This is a genomic window from Polaromonas jejuensis NBRC 106434 (assembly GCF_001598235.1).
GTDB classification, from domain to species: Bacteria; Pseudomonadota; Gammaproteobacteria; order Burkholderiales; family Burkholderiaceae_C; genus Polaromonas; species Polaromonas jejuensis.
On the sequence record NZ_BCYO01000007.1, the window covers coordinates 134,183 to 150,121 of the forward strand.

The window sequence follows — 15,939 nt, forward strand, 5'->3', positions numbered from 1 at the left end:
ATTGAGCCAAATGTCTAACGGGGTACCAGGAAGACTGATTTTTCGGTCACCTTATCGGCCGACGTAGTGATCACGAATTCAATCGGGTGCGAGCCGGCCGTGGCCGCGTTGGGCGGTGCCTGCACGCGCACCGGCACCCAGCGTGAAGTGGCGGCATCCACCACCACCGCCGCGTCCGACGCCATCCTGACCCCGTCAATCCCGTTCACACGAATCGCATACTGCTGGCTGTGTTCGGTGGCATTCATGATTTGCAGGCGGTAGACGTTTTCGATCTGGCCCTGCCCCACCATGCGGGCCATCACCCCGCGGTCGCGCACCACATCCACCTTGAAGCTGGCGCGGGTCAGCAGGCTTCCCAGCAGCCCCAGGCTGACCGCCGCGAGAACCGCGGTGTAGATCAGCACCCTGGGGCGCAGCACCCGGCGAAACATGGCCGCCCGGGACAACTTTTGACTGATGCCGTTTTGCGTACTGTTGCGAATCAAACCGCGCGGGTAATGCATCTTGTCCATGACCCCGTCACACACATCAATGCAGGCCGCGCAACTGATGCATTCATACTGCAGGCCGTTGCGGATGTCGATGCCGGTCGGGCACACCTGCACGCACAGGCCGCAGTCAATACAGTCCCCTAGCCCTTTGGCCTGGTAGTCGGCTGGCTTGTCACTGCGCGGACGTGAGCCTCGGCCTTCGCCCCGGGCTGCGTCATAGGTAACGATCAGCGTGTCGCGGTCAAACATGGCACTCTGAAAGCGTGCATACGGGCACATGTACTTACAGACCTGCTCGCGCATCCAGCCCGCGTTGCCATAGGTGGCAAAGCCATAAAACAGCACCCAGAACAATTCCCACGGCCCCAGCGAAAAACTGAGGACCGAAGCCGCCAGTTCCTTGATCGGCGTGAAATAGCCGACAAAAGTAAAGCCGGTCCATAAGCCGATCGCGATCCACGCCGCGTGCTTGGCGCTTTTGCGGGCCAGCTTGGCAGCCCCCCAAGGGGATTTGTCCAGCCGCATCCGCGCCACCCTGTCGCCCTCGATTTTGCGCTCCACCCACATGAAGATTTCGGTGTACACCGTTTGTGGACAGGCGTAGCCGCACCACAGCCGCCCGGCCACCGCCGTGAACAGAAATAGCGACAGCGCGCTGATGATGAGCAGGCCCGTCAGGTAAATCAGGTCCTGCGGGTACAGCACCAGATTGAAAATGTAGAAACGCCGGGCACCCAGGTCAAACAACATGGCTTGCCGCTCATTCATGGACAGCCAGGGCAGCCCGTAAAACACCAGCTGCGTCACCCACACCATGGCCCAGCGCCACTGGTTGAACCAGCCCGAGACACTGCGGGCATAGATCTTTTGCTCAGACTGGTACAGCGACACCACGGCCGAAGAGTCGTCTTCTGCTGCCCTACCGGCAGCCACACCGCCCACCGCCACAATCGGAATGACGCGTTTCGGCAAGCGGGAAGTGCTGCTGGGAGATGTCACGCCAACCGTCCCTTAGTTCGGCTTGATGCCCGGTGCCGCGGCCCCGGAACTCGCCGGAAAGCTGCTGCCCGACAAGCTCAGCACATAAGCCGACACCACATGAATCTGCTCGGCCGTCAACTTGGGCGACTGGGCCGGCATGACGTTGGTCTTGCCGTTTTTGACGATGTTGGCAATCGCGGCCTCGCCCCAGCCGTGCAGCCAGTAGTCATCCGTCAGATTGGGGGCGCCCAGCGCCTTGTTGCCTTTGCCGTCCACGCCATGGCAGGCGGCACAGGCCGAAAACTTTTTCTTGCCGCTGTAGGCCTTGATCTCGTTATGCGGGCTGCCCGACAGCGACAACACGTAATTGGCCAGCTCACTGATCTCGGCCTCGCCGCCTATGGCCGCCCCCATGGGCGGCATCACGCCGGTACGGCCGTTCGTCACCGTCTGCACGATGTGCTCGGCACTCCGTTGGCCCAGCCATGCGGCATTGGCATTGGTGAGATTGGGGTAGGACTTGCTGCCGCGCCCGTCGGAGCCGTGGCACTGCGAGCAATTGTTCATGAACAGCCGCTCGCCGATGGCCATGGCGCGCGGATCTCTTACCAGCGCTTCAACGGGTTGCGCGGTGAACTCGGCATAGAGCGGTGCCACTTGAGCGCGGACCTGGCGGACATCCTGCGTGTGCTCGGCCTCGGTCGACCATTTCAACAGCCCCGGAAAACTGCCCAGGCCGGGGAAAACCACCAGATAACCCAGCGCAAAAACCACCGTCAGAATGAACAGCCACATCCACCACAGCGGCAGGGGGTTGTTCAGCTCCCGCAAGTCCTCGTCCCAGACATGGCCGGTGGTGTTGTCGCTCGCCTGCCCTGACTGCCCCGGATGCGCGCTGACCCTGGCTTTGCCGGCTACCCACAGCAACCAGGCGCAGGCAAGAATCGACACCAGGCTGATGGCCGCCACATACCAGGGCCAGAATCCGTTCGTGAAATCGCTCATCGTGACTGCTCCTATTCAGACCGGAAGGGCAGTTGCGCCGCATCGTCAAACTGCGCTTTTCTGGCGGGCAAACAAACCCACACCAGAATCCCGATGAAGACGGCAAACGCGGCCACGGTGACCAAGCTGCGCAGTAGGTTGATATCCATGGTGAGTCCTCTTATTTCAGTGCCAGGCCCAGGCCCTGCAAATACGCCACCAGCGCATCCAGCTCGGTCTTGCCTTTGACCTCTTCGGGCGCGCTGGCGATTTCGGCATCGGTGTAAGGCACGCCTACCGAGCGCAGGGCTTTCATGCGGCGCTGAACGGATTCGGCATCGGCCGGGGCTTTTTCCAGCCAGGGATAGGCCGGCATGATGGATTCGGGCACCAGGTCGCGCGGGCTCACCAGGTGCAGGCGCTGCCATTCGTCGCTGTACTTGCCGCCCACGCGGTGCAGATCGGGACCGGTGCGCTTGCTGCCCCACTGAAACGGGTGGTCGTACACAAACTCACCGGCCACGGAATAATGGCCGTAGCGCAGGGTCTCGGCCACCAGCGGCCGGATCATTTGCGAGTGGCAGTTGTAGCAGCCTTCGCGCACATAAATATCGCGGCCCACCAGCTTCAGGGGCGAGTCCGGCACCACCCCCTTGATGGCTTGCGTGGTGGACTTCTGGAAGAACAGGGGAACAATTTCAACCAGACCGCCGACGGCCACGACGATCAGAACCAGAACAATCATCAACCAGTTGCTGGTTTCAATTTTTTCGTGTGAAAAAGACATAAGGGCGCTTCTTTCAGGCATGTGCCAGACTGCGTGGAATCGTGGTGCTGGACGGCTTGCCGGCCAGCGCCGTCATGGCGACGTTCCAGGCCATCAGCACCATGCCGCTCAGGTACAGCAGACCGCCCAAAAAGCGCACCACATAAAACGGGTAGGTCGCCTTGACGCTCTCCACAAAGGTGTAGGTCAATGAGCCATCGGTGTTGATGGCGCGCCACATCAGGCCCTGCATCACGCCGGCAATCCACATGGCGGCGATGTACAGCACGATGCCAATCGTGGCCATCCAGAAATGGACCTCGATGGCCTTGACGCTGTGCATTCTGGTTTGCCCAAACAGGCGCGGCACCAGGAAGTAGAGCGCGCCCATCGAAATAAAACCGACCCAGCCCAGCGTGCCGCCATGCACATGGGCAATGCCCCAGTCGGTGTAATGCGACAAGGCGTTGACCGTCTTGATGGACATCATGGGCCCCTCGAAGGTGGCGATGCCGTAGAAGGACAGGGCCACAATCATGAAGCGGATGATCGGGTCTTCACGCAGCTTGTGCCAGGCGCCCGACAGGGTCATCACGCCATTGATCATGCCGCCCCAGCTGGGGGCCAGCAGAATGAGCGAGAACACCATGCCAATGGACTGCGTCCAGTCGGGCAGCGCGGTGTAGTGCAAATGGTGCGGGCCGGCCCACATGTAGGTGAAGATCAGCGCCCAGAAATGGACGATGGAAAGCCGGTAGGAATACACCGGCCGCTCGGCCTGCTTGGGAATGAAGTAATACACAATCCCCAGAAAACCGGCCGTCAAAAAGAAGCCCACGGCGTTGTGGCCGTACCACCACTGCACCATGGCGTCCTGCACGCCGGCGTAGGCCGAATAAGACTTCATCCAGCCTGCAGGCACGACCGCGCCGTTGACGATATGCAGCAGCGCAACGGCGATGATGAACGCACCATAAAACCAGTTGGCCACATAGATATGCCTGACCTTGCGCAGGCCAATCGTGCCGAAAAACACCATCGCATAAGCCACCCAGGTCAGGGCAATCAAAATCGCGATCGGCCATTCCAGTTCGGCGTATTCCTTGCCGCGGGTAAAACCCATGGGCAGCGAGATGGCGGCCCCGACAATCACCGCCTGCCAGCCCCAGAAGTGAAAGGCCGCCAGCTTGTCCGAAATGATCCGAACCTGGCAGGTGCGCTGCACCACGTAGTAGCTGGTGGCAAACAGCGCGCAGCCGCCAAACGCAAAGATGGCGGCATTGGTGTGCAGCGGGCGCAGGCGCCCGAATGACAGCCAGGCAATGCCGAAGTTGAGCTCGGGCCAGGCCATTTGCGCCGCGATGAACACGCCGACCAGCATGCTGACGACACCCCAGACCACGGCCATCACGGCAAACTGGCGCACGATCCTGTCGTTGTACTGCGTGGCGTGCGAAGCTGCCCAGCCCGATTGGGATGCCCGCATCGCGGGGGTTGAAAGTACGGCACTCATCAAGCAGTCCTCGGTGACCTAAGTTAACTTCAGTGTGCCGCTGGGACGTGATGCGCGTGTTGATATGGATCAATAGAGATCAAGTCTGCTGATTCACCGGACGTCATCGCTTCATCCTGGAAAATGCGTTGCCCTTCGCTTTCCATGTCTTCAAACTGACCCGACCAGACCGCCCATGCCAGCACCCCCAGCACCGCCAGCGCCAGCAACACCGACAGGGGAACCAGAAGAAACAAAACATCCATGACAACTCAGCTTTTTTCTTTCAGACGCGACAAACGCGCCGCATTGGCAATGACCAGCAGCGAACTGAGCGCCATGCCGAATCCGGCCAGCCAGGCCGGTAGCCAGCCCATCAGGGCTAAAGGCACGCAGATCGCGTTGTAGGCAGCGGCCCACCAGAGGTTTTGGCGCACGACGCGCAGGGTCTGGCGCGCGTGGGCCAGCATGGCGGGCAACATCAGCAACTGCCCGCCCGGCATGACGAGGTCAGACTGGGCCTGCGCCAGCGGCACGGCCTGCCCGAGGGCCACCGAGACATGGGCACGGGCCAGCACCGGTCCGTCGTTCAGGCCGTCCCCGACCATGAGCACCTTGCGGCCCTGTTGCTGCAAGGCCTGCAAGCGCTCCAGCTTGTTCTGGGGTGTGCAATCGCCCTGCACTTCTTTGATGCCCAGCCGGCCTGCTGCCCGCCTGGCCGCGGCATCGTTATCGCCCGACAGCATCTGCGCCTCAAGTCCCATCTTTTGCAAGCGGGTGACGGCTTCATGAGCATCAGGGCGAAGCACTTCGTCAAGGTCAAACCCGGCCAGCCAACCCGAATCGTCGGCCAGGTAGACCCGCAGGCTGTGGTGCGGGCCATCGAGCCGGCAAAACCGGGCCGAGCCCAGGCGCACCAGGCCCAGCACACCCGGCACAGGCAAATCGGTGAGTCGGCCCTCAAGCCCCTGGCCCGCAAACTCCCGCACATCGAAGACCTTCTGCGTTCCGGGCGTGAAGACCGGACCCGCCGCCTGCACCAATGCGCGCGACAGCGGGTGCAGCGAGTGTTGGGCCAGCGCGCACGCCAGTTGCAGCGCCTGCTCGGCCGTCATGCCCCTATGGGTGCTCACGCCGCGCAAGCCCATGCGGGCTTCGGTCAGGGTGCCGGTTTTATCAAAAATCACCGTGTCTATGCTGGCCAGATCTTCAAGCGCCTGCAAACGGCGCACCAGCACGCCATGCCGCGCCAGCAGGCCTGCGGAAGTCAGCATGGCGGTGGGCGTGGCCAGCGACAGCGCACAGGGGCAGGTCACCACCAGCACGGCCACCGCCGCCATCAGGCCTCGGGCGGGGTCTGTGTTCCACCAGTACGCGGCGGCCAGAACTGCGGCCAACAGCACAAAGCCCAAAAAAGGCTTGGCCACCCGGTCGGCCAGCAGCGCCAGTCGGGGCTTGTCTACGGCAGCCCGTGCCATCAGGGCCACAATCTGCGCGTAACGGGTGCTCTCGCCGATGTTGTCAACGCGCACCTCCACGGCGGCCGACAGGTTGTGGCTGCCGGCCAGCACCGATGCGCCCAGCGGGCGGGCGACGGGACGGGATTCACCGGTCAGCAGCGCTTCATCGGCAAAGGTGTCGCCCAGGACAATCGTGCCGTCGGCCGGAAAAGCCTCCCCGGGCAGCACACGAACCAGATCACCGGACACCAGCCGGCGCACGGCCACCCGCTCAAAGCCGCCGTGGGCCTGCTGCCGCTCCACGCTGTCGGGCAGCCGCTGCATCAGGCTGTCAAGGGCACCGGCCGTGCGCGCACGCAGGCGCTGCTCCAGCCAGCGGCCGGTGAGCAGAAAAAAAACGAACATCGTCAGCGAATCAAAGTAAACCTCCTGCCCCCACCGGCCCTGTGGCTCAAAGGTGGCGGCGCTGCTGATGGCGAAGGTCATGACAATGCCCAGCGCCACCGGCAAATCCATGCTGATGCGGCGCTGCCTCAAATCGCGCAGCGCATTGCCAAAAAACGGCGCGCAGGAAAAGAACACCACGGGCAGGCTCAGCACCCAGGAGGCCCAGCGCAGCAGGCTTTGAATGTCGGGTGTGATATCACCCGGCCCCGCGATGTAAGCCGGCGTCGCGTACATCATGACCTGCATCATGCAAAACCCGGCCACCAGCCAGCGCCACAGCGCCAGCCGCGCGACCCTGCGGCCGTGCCGGAGCGCAAACGCATCGGCAGCGGGCAGCAGCCGGTAGCCCAAGGCCAGCGGCGCAGCCATCCACTCGGAAGGCCGGGTCAGCGCCGCCGCCCAGACAATGCTGGCGCGCTGACTCGCCGCACTGACCTGGGCAGCGCTGACGCCAGGAACCTCCAGCAGCGCCTGCTCCAGCGTGAGCGAACAGGCCGCGCAGTGCATGCCACGCACCACTACCTGCGACTCCCACAAGTCCGTCGTGTCCGCTGAGGCTTTGCCCGGGGTTGGCTCGGCGGGTTGGCTAAAAGTGGCCCACTCCTCAGGGTCGTCAAACACGGCAAGACGGCCGGGCCCGGTTTCCCGGATCACCCCAGGACCGGGCTCGGGCAACTCAGCTAGGAGGTCAGCGGCTTGCATGGGCCAAGACTACCGGCAGCACAGGCCGGATACCTTGACATGGATCAAGGACCGGGTCATCGGGGAGGTCTGGCAGGCGGCTGAAATGCCTCGGAACGGAGTCCGCCGATTTGCGGCCTCAAGCGTCCATCTCAGGCCGCTATTTTTTCACCAGACGTAAGCCAAGTAATCACCATGCGCGGAGCCGACGGGTTGCGTAAAAAGAGTTAACTCGTTCTTTGGCCCGCGAAATCAGTCCAGCACTGCTGCTCAAAATCGTAAAGTTTGCAGCGTCTGGCCGTCTCAAAATACCAGGCCCAGGAAAAGGGCTGAATCACGATGTGGCCGGGCAGTTTGGCTTCCAGCAGCGCCTGTGCCTGCTTGAGGCGATACAGCGGCACGCCCATGTCGACATGGTGCGCCGTGTGTTCCATGATGTGGTGCAGCGCGTTGCCAATGCCTGCACCAAAGGTCAGATGGACGGTGGTCGAAACAAAGGGGCTGGCCGCTGACCAGTCTTTCTTTTGCGCATACCAGGCCACGCGGGTGTGGGTGTGATGCACATAGACGACAAAACCGATCAGGGCATTCCACACCAGCAAAGGCAGCAAAAACCCGACACTTAATAGCCACCACGGCGACTGGCCGGTGGTGTAGGCCGCGTAGACCAGTGCGGTAACCCAGGCCATTGCTACGCCAGTGACCAGCAGGCAGTCGGCCGTAAAAATGCCTCGGCGTGTCGGCATCAGCTTTTTTGACGGGAAGTACATGCGCTTGAACCAGATTTCAAGCCCGTAGTAAAGCCACGGTGCCCAGCCGCTGCGGTACACCTGTTCCAGCACTCTGCGCCAGGCGGGAAGGCGCCGGTAAGCGTCGAGTGAATACGGCTGCCACACAAAGTCGAAGTCCTTGAGGTTGGTGTAGCCGTGGTGCACGACGTTGTGGCCCACGTCCCACAGGCTGTAGGGTGTGAGCGAGGGCAGGAACACCAGCCGCCCCAGCCAGCGGTTGAGCCGGCGGTGCGGCGTAAGGCTCTGGTGGCAGGCATCGTGACCCAAAATAAACAGCCGACCTATGACCAGGCCTGTGACGATGCCGGCCAGCACCTGCAGCGCGGGCTGGGCCAGCAAAACGGCCGCGCTGAACGCCAGCCCAAACAGCAGCAGATCCATCACCACCAGGCAAATGGCGTAAGCCGTGTTTTTGGTGACGATGGGCGCAAGCCATTCTCGAATGATTTTGCGGTGCGGGATGACTGTAGCTTGGTGCATAAGTTGAATATGAGCGCCCAGGGCGAAGCTTTTGAGCTTAGCGTCGGGAGCTCGCTGCGTGTTGATCCACGTCAAGCACTGCTGAGGCCCTATGAGCGGTTGCGCAATGTGCCCGGCACTGGCATGGAAAAAAGCCACCAGGAGGTGGCTTTGTGCAAGGAAACGGGCGCTCTTCTTTCAGCCCGGCCGCTGGGCGCAGCGCCTGCGCCTTGTCGATACTCTCTGGAATCAGTCCAGAAAGCGCTGCGCGTAGTCGGCCGGCGGCAGCAGGCAGGTCTCACTGCGGCCAAACCACTGGTAGCGATGCCGCGCCAGAAAGCGGTAGAGCGCATCGCGCAGCGGGGCCGGTATGAGCCAGGCCAGCCACGCCAGGCGCCAGGGGCCGCCCAGGGCATGACACATGCGCAAAAGAGCCGCCGTGTGCTGCAAGATGCGGTCGCCATCGACCAGCAGCAGCGTCTGCAGGCCTTCGACCTTCAGCCCGGCCCGCGCCAGAAGGGCCTGGCCGTGCGCGCCCTGTATGGACGCAAAACGCAGCACGCGGCGTTGGTCATGGCGCAGCAGAAACCGCACCCAGCCATTGCAGAGCAGGCATTGCGCATCAAACACAACAATCATGGCCTGCGCCGCGGCCCGGCATGCAACCGCCTTATTCCATTGCTCATTCGGTGCGAGATTAGGCGCTCCGCCGCAGACAGTGCTGCAGCACGGCAAGGCGGGGCAACGACATATCGCATTGAAGTAGACATGGAATCAAACGACCACCGGCTCCGGCTCCAGCCGGATGCCGAAGCGCTCATACACGCTGGTCTGTATGGCCTTGGCCAGCGTCATCACTTCGCCGCCGGTGACCGGGTTGGCCTCACCGCCGCGATTGACGAGCACCAGCGCCTGTTTGTCGTACACGCCGGCGTTGCCTATGGACTTGCCCTTCCAGCCGCAGGCGTCAATCAGCCAGCCCGCCGCCAGCTTGACAGAGCCGTCGGCCAGGTGGTAGTGCACGATCTTGGGATCGCGCTGGATGATGTCGGCGCATTGCTCGGCCGAGACGGTGGGGTTTTTGAAGAAGCTGCCGGCATTGCCTATGAGCTGCGGATCGGGCAGCTTGGCCCGGCGAATATCGCAAATCCACTCATAAATTTGTAGCGCACTGGGCGCGCTCACCCTGGACTGCAGCATTTTTTTATCGATATCCGCATAGCCCAGCACGGGTTTCCAGGGCTTGGGCAGTGAAAAGCGCACCCGGGTGATCAGCGCCTTTTCCGCCAGGCCCAGGCCTTGCGCGCCCGACGCTTCGCCCGGCTTGCTGGCGTGCTTGAACACCGAATCGCGGTAGCCAAACGCACACTGCGCGGCATTGAGCGTGAAAGGCTGGCCGGTGCTCAGGTCCACGGCATCGAGTGATTCAAAGCGGTCCTGCAGTTCCACCCCGTAGGCGCCAATGTTCTGCACCGGCGAGGCCCCTACCGTGCCGGGAATCAGCGCCAGGTTTTCCAGGCCGGGGTAGCCCATTTGCAGGGTCCAGGTGACCAGATCGTGCCAGTTTTCACCGGCGCCGGCTTCGACAATCCAGGCCTTGGCGGTCTCGCTGACGAGGCGTTTGCCCATGATTTCGACCTTGAGCACCAAAGGCTTGACATCGCCGGTCAACACGATGTTGCTGCCCCCGCCCAGCACGAACTTGGGCTGCACACGCAAGCCGGCATCCTGCAGCACGGCGGCAATATCGGCTTCGCTGCTCACCCTGACCAGGGTGAGTGCCTTGGCCATGATGCCGAAGGTGTTGGCTTGCTGGAGTGGAACGTTTTTCTCGACTAACATCTCAGGATTGTCTCACCCCCCGTGTCACCTCTTTTTTCTTAGCAAAGCCCACACCATGCCTTCCTTTGATACCGTTCTTGAAACCGATATGGTCAAGGTCAAAAACGCCGTTGAAAACACCAGCAAGGAAATCGGCACCCGATTTGACTTCAAGGGCACCGCCGCCGCCATCGAGCTGAAGGACAAGGACATCACGCTGACAGGCGATGGTGATTTCCAGATCGACCAGATCCACGACATCCTGCGCAACAAGCTCACCAAGGCCGGCGTTGACGTGCGCTTCCTGGACATCGGCAAGGTCGAAAAAATCGGCGGCGACAAGGTCAAGCAGGTCACCAAGGTGCGCGACGGCATCGAAACCGAGCAGGCCAAGAAAATCCAGCAGCTCATCAAGGGCCACAAAATGAAGGTGCAGGCCGCCATCCAGGAGGGCAAGGTGCGCGTGACGGGCGCCAAGCGCGACGACCTGCAGGCCGCGATGGCCCTTATCCGGGCCGAAATCAGCGACCTGCCGCTGAGCTTCGACAACTTTCGGGACTAAATCCCCATGCCCGCCACGCCTGCCATGGCACGCGCTTTAGCCCTGGGCCTGGGCTTTGCGCTCATGCTGGGCGCCTCCAGCGTCCAGGCGCAATCCGTGGCGTTGGCCGGCATGCTGGGCAGCAAGGCCCTGCTGGTGGTGGACGGCGGTGCGCCCAAATCCGTCGCCGCCGGGGAAACCTACCAGGGCGTCAAGGTCATTTCGACCTCGGGTGACCAGGCCGTCATTGAGCAGTCGGGCAAACGCCACACCTTGCGGGTCGGCGAGGCCCCGGTAAGCACCGGCGGCAACACGGCGGCGGCTGGCCGGGGCACCCGCATTGTCCTGACCGAAAGTGGCGGTGGTCATTTCATGACGGCAGGCCAGATCAACGGCCGTGCCGTGCAGTTCATGGTGGACACCGGCGCCACCAGCGTGGCCATGAGCACCGCCGATGCGGACCGTGCCGGCATCAGCTACCAGAACGGGCAGCCCGTGCGCATGTCCACCGCCAACGGCATCACCCAGGGCTTTCGCGTCCGGCTCAATTCGGTGCGCGTGGGCGACGTGGAGGTCTACGACGTGGACGCCGTGGTTGTTCCCCAGGCCATGCCCTACATGCTGCTGGGCAACAGCTTTTTGTCCCGCTTCCAGATGAAGCGCGAAAACAACCTGATGACGCTGGACAAGCGCTACTAGCGCCCGGCGATGAATTCGCTATCTATTTGATAGCTCACCACGCTTGTTTTTCCTGGGTTGCAGGCCATTTTCACTTGAGAAAACCGCCCGAGCGACCTATTTGGCAGGTTTTTTGGAAGCCCCCAGCTTGGACTCTGTCCCCTTGAGCAGCTTGTTGATGTTCTCGCGATGGCGGTACACCAGCAGTACGGCGATGGCGAACACCACCACCAGAATGCCCTTGTCGACATACCAGGCGGCCCGGTCGCCGAACAGGTAATACAGCGGCGCAAAGACCGCCGCCACAATCGCCGCCAGCGAGGAGTAACGCGAGAAATACGCCACGATCAGCCAGGTGGCCAACGTCGCCAGGCCCAGCAGCCAGCTGATGCCCAGCAGTACCCCCGCCGCCGTGGCCACGCCCTTGCCCCCCTTGAACTGAAAAAATACCGGGTACAGATGGCCGAGAAAGGCCGCCAGGCCAACCGCCGCCACGGTACCGTCACCCAGGCCGTAGTCCGCGCCAAACCACTTGACCAGTACCACGGGCAGCCAGCCTTTCAGGCCATCGAGAAAAAGGGTGGTCACCGCCGCGGCCTTGCTGCCGGAGCGCAGCACGTTGGTGGCGCCCGGGTTCTTGCTGCCGTAGCTGCGTGGGTCCTTGAGGCCCAAGGCCTTGCTGACAATCACCGCAAATGACAGCGAGCCGAGCAGATAAGCCAGCAGCGCGGCACCCATCGAGTACAGGTATTCCAAAATCGTCTCCCATTGTTTCTGTTATTCGGCCAATGCACAGTGCACCGGCTTTGCGCCCAGCAGCGTGACGCACACCTGCGGATCAATGCCCACCAGGTAGCCGCGCCGGCCGCCATTGATGGCGATTTTAGACAGGGCCAGAATGCTTTCCTCGATGTAGACCGGCATCGCCTTGCGCGTGCCGAAAGGCGAGGTGCCGCCGACCAGGTAACCGCTGTGGCGGTTGGCGACTTCGGGCTTGCAGGGCTCGACCGATTTGGCGCCGATCTGGCGCGCGAGGTTCTTGGTCGAGACCTTGCGGTTGCCGTGCATCAGCACCAGCAGGGGTTTGGCATCCTGGTCCTGCATCACCAAGGTCTTGACGACGGTGAAAGGGTCAAGCCCCAGCACCTCTGCGCTGTGCTGCGCACCGCCATGCTCCACGTAGGCGTAAGCATGCTCGGTGAAGGCCACGCGCTGCGCTTTGAGCAGTTGGGTGGCCGGTGTCTCGGAAATATGCTCTTGTTTGGCCATATATGAAATTTCTGGTCTTCACCGCAGCAACGTTTGTGACATCTTCCGCTGCGGTGCAGTGGATGGTCTTTGTGAATCTAGTGCAGTGCTTGATGTTGCCGACTTCATTGAGCGGCACGTCAACCCATGATGACCCGTTGGACATCGTTCTGCAGGCTGCGCAAATGGGCCCGCATGGCGCCCTTGGCGCCCTCCACGTCCTTCTTGCGCAGGGCGTGGATGATTTCGCCGTGTTCGTGGTGGTTTTCTTTCTGGCGGTGCAGCGGACTGTGCAGGCGGAACAGGCGTGAGTCGTCGCGCAATTGCTGGATCAGCCGGGGCAGCACGACGTTGCCGCTGGCCTGGGCAATGAAGAGGTGAAAACGGTCGTCGAAGTGCCAGTGCTCGGTTTCGGTATGCTGGCCCGTATTGAGTGCGTCCACCTCTGCAGCCAGGCTCACCAGGTCCGCCTCATCGATGCGGTTGATGGCCAGGGCGATCGCCTCGCACTCCAGCAGTTCGCGCGTGCGCATGGAGTCGAAATATTCCTTGGTGCCCACGCTGCGTACCGAATACGACCGCGCATCGCGCCGCACCAGCAGGCCTTCTCCGGCCAGCCGACCGAGAGCCTCCCGCATGGGGGTTCGGGAGATACCCAGCTCGTCGGCAATCTTCCCCTCCAGCAGCGTGCTGCCGGCAGAGATTTTCCGGTCCAGGATCAGCTCGCGCATGCGGATGTAGGCCTGCTCGGACAGGCTGGCCGAGCGCACTTCCAGTGCTCCCAGCGGGGGCATGGCAGAGGGCGATTCCAGAACGCTCGACATGTTTGGGTTTACCTTATGGTTGGATGGCTATCTCGCCGGGATTATCTCCTTACAGCCATTTTGCCAACGGGCTGCCGGCGACCGGCTCACGCGGCCGCAAGCAAGGTTGGAACTGGCCGTCACCCGCCTGGGCCGTGAACACGCCGTCGCGCCACACCGTGCGCCCGCGTGACAGCGTAAGCGCTGGCCAGCAGCGCAGCGTCTGGCCTTCGTAAGGCGTGTAGTCGCAGGCGCTGTGCAGCATCGCGTGGGTAAGAGCCTGCTCTTGCCCGGGCTCGAACATGTTCCAGACCACCAGGTCTGCATCACTGCCCACGGCAATAGTGCCCTTCTTGGGATACAGGCCGTACAGCCGGGCCGGGTTGGTGGAGGTGAGTTCGACAAAGCGGTGGATGTCGATACGCCCGCCCAGCACGCCCGCACTCAACAGCAGCGGCAACCGGGTCTCTACCCCCGGAATGCCGTTGGGTACCTGGTTGAACGGCGCCTGTTCCCCAGCCAGGCGTTTGCCCCGCGGGCCGTGGTAATTGAAGGGTGCGTGGTCGGACGAGACGATGGTGAACAGGCCATTGGCCAGGCCGTTCCAGATCACCTGCTGGTTGCCCTTGTCGCGTGGTGGCGGGCTGCAGATGCAGCGCATGCCGTGGGCGTGGTCATCTCCCTGGGGCTGCAAGTCGTCGGCACTCAGGAACAGATACTGCGGGCAGGTCTCGGCATAAATCGGCAGGCCGCGGCCGCGCGCCCAGTGGATTTGCTCGACCGCTTCCTGGCCCGACACATGGACGATCAGGATCGGCGTGTCCACCAGCTCGGACAGGGCGATGGCGCGGTGAGTGGCCTCCCGTTCCACGACCATGGGCCGGGAGTTGCCGTGGTAGCTGGGCGCGGCCAGCCCGGCGGCCAGCAGATGCTCGGTCAGCCAGCCTATGCAATCGCTGTTCTCGGCATGGACCATGGTCATTGCCCCATGCTGGCGCGCCGTGGCCAGCACCTCGATGATCTGCCGGTCGCCCAGCTTCATGTCGTCATAGGTCATGTAGATCTTGAGCGAGGTGTAGCCCTGGCTGATCAGCCGGGGCAGTTCTTCGCGCGTGACCGCGTGGGTGGCGTCCGACACGATGAGGTGGAAGGCATAGTCGATCACCGCCTTGCCGTCGGCGCGGCGGTGGTAGTCGTCCACGGCCTCCTGCAGGGAATGGCCTTTTTGCTGCGCCGCAAACGGAATCACCGTGGTGGTGCCGCCGCAGGCCGCCGACCGGGTGCCGGTGAAGAAGTCGTCGGAAAACACCGCGCCATCGCTGGTGGGCTGGTCCAGGTGCACATGGCCATCCACGCCGCCGGGAGTGACCAGGCGCCCCAGGGCATCGATCACCTCGCCCGCCTCGCCGGACAGGTCCTTGGCGATGGCGACGATGCGCCCGGCGCGTATGCCGATGTCGGCCTGGTAGCGGTCGCCCGAGGTGGCGATGTCGGCGTTTTTAACGATCAGATCGTAAGTGTCCACGTGCAAGCCTCCTATTGCTGACGTTGGCTAGCGTTGTTCCATCATCTCGGCAGCGCGTATCGGCGCCGGCCCTTCGCTGGCATTGCCGTAGGCGCGGCCGTAGTAGGCCTCGATGCGGCGCTGCACAAAGTCCCATATGGATGTGAGCAGCAGGTAGTACAGCGCCGCGACCAGGAACAGTTCCAACACCATGAACTTTTCCTGGATCAGCACCTGGGTGCGGCGCAGCAGCTCTTCCATGGAAATCACCGAAGTCACCGAGGTGGTCTTCAGCAAGCCGTTGATGCTGTTGCCCAGGGTCGGCACGATCAGGCGCATGGCTTGCGGCAGGATGATGTCGCGCAGGGTCTGGGCCCCGGTGAAGCCCATGGCCCGGGCGGCGTTGGTCTGACCGACTGGAATCGACTGGATGCCGCCCCGTACAATCTCGGCCAGGTAGGCGGCCTCGTTCAGGATCAGGCCCAGCAGCGCGGATTCGATCACCGAGAACTTCAGGCCCAGTTGCGGAAGGCCGGTGTAGATGATGATCAGCTGCACCATCAGCGGCGTACCGCGAAACAGCCAGATGTAGAAGTGCGCGGGCGCGTTCAGCCAGCGGTTCCTGGACAGCCGGGCCAGGGCGAGCAGACAGCCCAGCACCAGCCCCCCGGCAATCGCCGCCAGCGTCAGCCAGACGGTGGTGACCACGCCCCCCAGGATGAACGGGTTCAACAGATATTCAAAAAAGCCCGACCAGCTCCAGCCTTGTCCCATTGCATTTCTCCTGAC

Annotated in this window: 17 protein-coding genes; 2 read left to right on the forward strand and 15 right to left on the reverse strand. The window is 62.6% G+C overall.

What is annotated here, in order from left to right; genetic code table 11:
• Positions 1-14: 14 nt before the first annotated feature.
• The 10 genes from ccoG to murB all read right to left on the reverse strand — a co-directional run bounded on the left by ccoG (position 15) and on the right by murB (position 10,397).
• Positions 15-1,493, reverse strand: coding sequence for a cytochrome c oxidase accessory protein CcoG (gene ccoG, locus PJE01S_RS10945; RefSeq protein ID WP_068833642.1), 1,479 nt, complete (start codon positions 1,491-1,493; stop codon positions 15-17).
• 12 nt (positions 1,494-1,505) lie between these two features.
• Entirely contained in the window at positions 1,506-2,480 is a 975-nt protein-coding gene (ccoP, locus tag PJE01S_RS10950) for a cytochrome-c oxidase, cbb3-type subunit III (protein WP_068833643.1), read from the reverse strand.
• Between the two features lie 11 nt (positions 2,481-2,491).
• A complete protein-coding gene (locus PJE01S_RS10955) occupies positions 2,492-2,629 on the reverse strand; it encodes a CcoQ/FixQ family Cbb3-type cytochrome c oxidase assembly chaperone (RefSeq protein ID WP_068833644.1) in 138 nt (45 codons plus the stop codon).
• Positions 2,630-2,640: 11 nt separating this feature from the next.
• Positions 2,641-3,246, reverse strand: a complete 606-nt coding sequence (ccoO, locus tag PJE01S_RS10960; RefSeq protein ID WP_377372000.1) for a cytochrome-c oxidase, cbb3-type subunit II — start codon at positions 3,244-3,246, stop codon at positions 2,641-2,643.
• Between the two features lie 13 nt (positions 3,247-3,259).
• On the reverse strand, positions 3,260-4,711 hold the full coding sequence (ccoN, locus tag PJE01S_RS10965) for a cytochrome-c oxidase, cbb3-type subunit I (RefSeq protein ID WP_068833646.1): 1,452 nt from the start codon (positions 4,709-4,711) through the stop codon (positions 3,260-3,262).
• A gap of 56 nt (positions 4,712-4,767) precedes the next feature.
• Positions 4,768-4,983, reverse strand: coding sequence for a cbb3-type cytochrome oxidase assembly protein CcoS (ccoS, locus tag PJE01S_RS26290; protein ID WP_084389466.1), 216 nt, complete (start codon positions 4,981-4,983; stop codon positions 4,768-4,770).
• 6 nt (positions 4,984-4,989) lie between these two features.
• Positions 4,990-7,326: a heavy metal translocating P-type ATPase gene (locus PJE01S_RS10975; protein WP_068833647.1), complete on the reverse strand. Its 2,337-nt coding sequence runs from the start codon at positions 7,324-7,326 to the stop codon at positions 4,990-4,992.
• Between the two features lie 206 nt (positions 7,327-7,532).
• Entirely contained in the window at positions 7,533-8,576 is a 1,044-nt protein-coding gene (locus PJE01S_RS10980) for a fatty acid desaturase (protein ID WP_084389467.1), read from the reverse strand.
• A 228-nt stretch (positions 8,577-8,804) separates the two neighbouring features.
• On the reverse strand, positions 8,805-9,194 hold the full coding sequence (locus tag PJE01S_RS10985; protein WP_068833648.1) for a thiol-disulfide oxidoreductase DCC family protein: 390 nt from the start codon (positions 9,192-9,194) through the stop codon (positions 8,805-8,807).
• Positions 9,195-9,329: 135 nt separating this feature from the next.
• Positions 9,330-10,397 (reverse strand): UDP-N-acetylmuramate dehydrogenase, encoded by a 1,068-nt coding sequence (murB, locus tag PJE01S_RS10990; protein WP_068833649.1) that lies wholly within the window; start codon positions 10,395-10,397, stop codon positions 9,330-9,332.
• 55 nt (positions 10,398-10,452) lie between these two features.
• On the opposite strand from murB, the gene PJE01S_RS10995 reads away from it, so the two are divergent.
• Both PJE01S_RS10995 and PJE01S_RS11000 read left to right on the forward strand, forming a co-directional pair.
• A complete protein-coding gene (locus tag PJE01S_RS10995; RefSeq protein ID WP_068833650.1) occupies positions 10,453-10,938 on the forward strand; it encodes a YajQ family cyclic di-GMP-binding protein in 486 nt (161 codons plus the stop codon).
• 24 nt (positions 10,939-10,962) lie between these two features.
• Positions 10,963-11,616 (forward strand): retropepsin-like aspartic protease family protein, encoded by a 654-nt coding sequence (locus PJE01S_RS11000; protein WP_068833724.1) that lies wholly within the window; start codon positions 10,963-10,965, stop codon positions 11,614-11,616.
• Between the two features lie 96 nt (positions 11,617-11,712).
• On the opposite strand, the gene plsY is transcribed toward PJE01S_RS11000, so the two are convergent.
• The 5 genes from plsY to PJE01S_RS11025 all read right to left on the reverse strand — a co-directional run bounded on the left by plsY (position 11,713) and on the right by PJE01S_RS11025 (position 15,924).
• Complete coding sequence (gene plsY, locus PJE01S_RS11005) at positions 11,713-12,351, reverse strand: glycerol-3-phosphate 1-O-acyltransferase PlsY (RefSeq protein WP_084389469.1); 639 nt, start codon at positions 12,349-12,351, stop codon at positions 11,713-11,715.
• 21 nt (positions 12,352-12,372) lie between these two features.
• The gene (locus PJE01S_RS11010) at positions 12,373-12,864 is read right to left on the reverse strand and encodes an aminoacyl-tRNA deacylase (RefSeq protein WP_068833652.1); all 492 of its coding nucleotides are present in this window, start codon (positions 12,862-12,864) and stop codon (positions 12,373-12,375) included.
• A gap of 119 nt (positions 12,865-12,983) precedes the next feature.
• Positions 12,984-13,667, reverse strand: coding sequence for a GntR family transcriptional regulator (locus PJE01S_RS11015; protein ID WP_084389470.1), 684 nt, complete (start codon positions 13,665-13,667; stop codon positions 12,984-12,986).
• 49 nt (positions 13,668-13,716) lie between these two features.
• Positions 13,717-15,171, reverse strand: a complete 1,455-nt coding sequence (gene hydA / locus PJE01S_RS11020; protein WP_068833725.1) for a dihydropyrimidinase — start codon at positions 15,169-15,171, stop codon at positions 13,717-13,719.
• A 27-nt stretch (positions 15,172-15,198) separates the two neighbouring features.
• A complete protein-coding gene (locus tag PJE01S_RS11025; RefSeq protein ID WP_068833654.1) occupies positions 15,199-15,924 on the reverse strand; it encodes an amino acid ABC transporter permease in 726 nt (241 codons plus the stop codon).
• Positions 15,925-15,939: the final 15 nt, after the last annotated feature.